3 protein-coding genes are annotated in these 2,968 nt (G+C 75.7%); 1 reads left to right on the top strand and 2 read right to left on the bottom strand.

Annotated elements, in window-relative coordinates:
- Positions 1-172 precede the first annotated feature (172 nt).
- On the top strand, positions 173-1,081 hold the full coding sequence (locus ACTIDRAF_RS0224170) for a class I SAM-dependent methyltransferase (RefSeq protein WP_016701255.1): 909 nt from the start codon (positions 173-175) through the stop codon (positions 1,079-1,081).
- Between the two features lie 32 nt (positions 1,082-1,113).
- Here ACTIDRAF_RS0224170 and ACTIDRAF_RS0224165 read toward each other — a convergent pair whose 3' ends face one another.
- Positions 1,114-1,740, bottom strand: coding sequence for a helix-turn-helix domain-containing protein (locus ACTIDRAF_RS0224165; RefSeq protein WP_016701254.1), 627 nt, complete (start codon positions 1,738-1,740; stop codon positions 1,114-1,116).
- A gap of 40 nt (positions 1,741-1,780) precedes the next feature.
- A partial coding sequence (locus ACTIDRAF_RS30985) for a CapA family protein (protein ID WP_016701253.1) occupies positions 1,781-2,968 on the bottom strand: 1,188 nt, incomplete at its 5' end.

Genomic DNA, 2,968 nt, shown 5'->3' with positions numbered 1-2,968 from the left:
GGCTCGAGTGCGCGTCGGGCCTCGACGAGCGCTCCGCCGGGGCCCCGGTGCCGGCCGGGGGTGGTCCAGGGGTGGTGAGCGGGTGTTCCCGTCACCGCCCGGTGGGGCGGAAGCGGGGACGCGAGGTACCGGCTGGCCTCGCGGTGGGGGTGGAACCGGCAGGATGTGCCTCATGAGCCACCACCACCCGTCGCGGCCCGCGACCGAGGGCGGCAGCACCTCGGCGCCCGGCCCGCAGGACTGGGAGCAGCGTTTGCCCGAGCTCGAGCGCGAGGCGGAGCTGGCCGTCCCGTGGGTTACCGCGGCCACCCGGTGGATCGCCGAGCTCGTGGGCCCCAACCTGGTGGAGTGGGTCCTGGACGTGGGGTCCGGGCCGGGTGTGCACACCGAGACCCTGGCGCTGACCTTTCCCACCGCCAGGGTGACCGCCGTGGACGGCGCGGTGGCTCTCCTGCGTCACGCCGAGGAACGCGCTCGGCGGGCGGGGCTGGCCGAGCGGCTCGGCGTCCACCACGCCGACCTGGACGCCGACCTGGACCGCCTTCCGGTGGCGGACGTGATCTGGGCGAGTCGTGTCCTGCACCACGTGGCTGACCAGCCCCGGGCGGTGCGGTCGCTGGCGGGGCGGCTGCAGCCGGGTGGGGTGCTCGCGGTGGTCGAGGGCGGGTTGCCGATGCGGTTCCTGCCCGCGAGGTCCGGGCCGGGCTCGGCCGGGTTCCCGTCGCGGTTGGACGCCGTGGTGTCGGAGGCGGTGGCCGAGGCGTTGGCCGGTCATCACGGGGCGGGCGGTCCGGGTCCGGTGACCGACTGGCCGGCGGAGCTGGCCGAGGCCGGGCTGGTGGGTACCCGGAGCCGGTCGTTCCTGGTGGACGTGCCCGCTCCGGCGCCGCCGGAGGTCCGCGAGTACGTGGCGGACCGGTTGCGCCGGGCGCGGGAGATGGCGGGCGGGCTGCTGGACGCGCGGGACCGGGAGGCGCTGGAGCGGTTGCTCGACCCCGAGGACCCGCACGGTGTGGCCCGGCGACCGGACCTGTTCCTGCTCTCCGCCGCCACCGTGCACGTGGGGTGGCGGGAAACCTGAGACGGCGTGTCGGCCCCGGCGGCGCGGGTGCGTCAGCCGGGGTCGGCGGCGCGGGGGCGGGCGCGGACGTGGACCCGCTCCCCCTGGCGGCCGAACAGGCTGAGCAGCTCGACGGGACCCGAGCCGGTGCTGCCGAACCAGTGGGGTAGCCGGGTGTCGAACTCGGCGGCCTCCCCGGCGCGCAGGACGACGTCGTGGTCGGCCAGCACCAGGCGCAGCCGGCCGCTGAGCACGTAGCACCACTCGTAGCCCTCGTGGGTTTTGGGTTCGGGCTCGGTCTGCGTCTCGGGGATGACGAACTTGTAGGCCTGGAGTCCGCCGGGTTGGCGGGTCAAGGGGATGACGGTCATTCCCCGGATCTGGCGGGGGCGGGTGCGGATGCGGGGGTCGCCGACCGGGGGGCTGCCGACCAGTTCGTCGATGGGTACCTGGTGGGCGCGGGCGATGGGGAGCAGGAGTTCCAGGCTGGGCCGCCGGCGTCCCGACTCCAGTCGGGACAGGGTGCTCACCGAGATCCCGGTGGCGGCCGACAGGGACGACAGTGTGGCGCCGCGCTGTTGGCGCACTCGCCGCAGCCGGGGGCCCACCTCGGCGAGGACCGTCTCGAGTTCGTCGGGAGGTGACGTCGGGCCGTGCTCCGGGTTCCCGGGTCCGCTCATGCCCTGATTATGGCAGGGACGGCAACGGGGGTTGCTGTTGTCAGGCGGGTCCGAGGAGGAGTCCGCCGGCGTGGACCAGCCGTCCCCGGCCCGGGGGGCCGGTGTTGTCGAGGGCGCGGCGTACCTGGTCGCGGTCCGGGTGGGAGGCCAGCCGCAGCCGCAGCCGTTCGGATCTGAACACCAGGACGCGCAGGTGGAGCAGGCGGCCGCTGTCGGGGTCGAGGTCGGGCAGGTAGGCGGCGCGCAGGTCGGGCCGGTAGGAGTCGTGGCCGGTGATGCCCTCGTAGTCGTTGACGAGGTCACCGCAACCGTAGAGGACGAGACGATCCCGGTAGACCTCCCAGGCGCGCGGGTGGTGGGAGGAGTGGCCGTGGACGAGGTCCACTCCCCCGTCGATGAGGCGGTGGGCGAAGTCCACCTGGGCCCGGGGCACTGTGTACCCCCAGTTGCCGCCCCAGTGCACCGAGACGGCGGTGATCGCGCCAGCGCGGCGGGCCGGGGCGAGCCGGTCGGCCAGGGTGTGGGCGGCGGTGGGCGTGAGCTCGGGGACCAGGTGCACGCCGGGGCGTGCGGGGCCCGCGGCCCAGGCCGGGGGGACCCCGCTGTCCGGGGTGGCGCAGCCCAGGACGGCCAGCGGGGTGCCCCCGGGCAGGGGGACCTGGTGGGGGTGGGTGGCGTGGTCGGTGCCGGTGCCCGCCCCGACGGTGGGCAGGCCGGCGTCGGCCAGGGCGCGCAGGGTGTCGAGCAGCCCGGGGTGGCCGAGGTCGAGGACGTGGTTGTTGGCCAGCGTGCACACGTCGGGTGCCAGCGCGGTCAGCACCGGGAGGTTGTCCGGGGACATCCGGTAGTGCAGGGCCTTGGCGGGGTCGAACGTGCCGGCCCGGGTGACGCTGGTTTCGAGGTTGACCAGCCGGGCGGCGGGTCGGAGTTCGGTGAGCGCGGCGAGCAGGTCGCCCCAGGGCCAGTCGTGGGGGGCGGGGGCGGGGAGGGGGCCGTGCGCGGCCTCGGCCAGTCGCAGGTAGTCGCGGGCGTCGTGGCACCACTGCTCGCGGATCTCGGGGTCGCCGGCGCCGGGCAGCAGCTGGTCGATGCCGCGTCCGGTCATCACGTCGCCGGCCAGGAACAGGGTCACCGGTGGGGCGTGGCGCGCCTGGGGGTACTGGTTCCCGGCGGAGGTGTCCGGGCCGGGGCGGGGGTGGTGGGGGTGTGCGGGTGGTGCCGGGAGACC

It is taken from the genome of Actinoalloteichus spitiensis RMV-1378, from assembly GCF_000239155.1.
Classification (GTDB): Bacteria; Actinomycetota; Actinomycetes; order Mycobacteriales; family Pseudonocardiaceae; genus Actinoalloteichus_B; species Actinoalloteichus_B spitiensis.
This window is presented reverse-complemented; position numbering and strand designations above follow the sequence as displayed.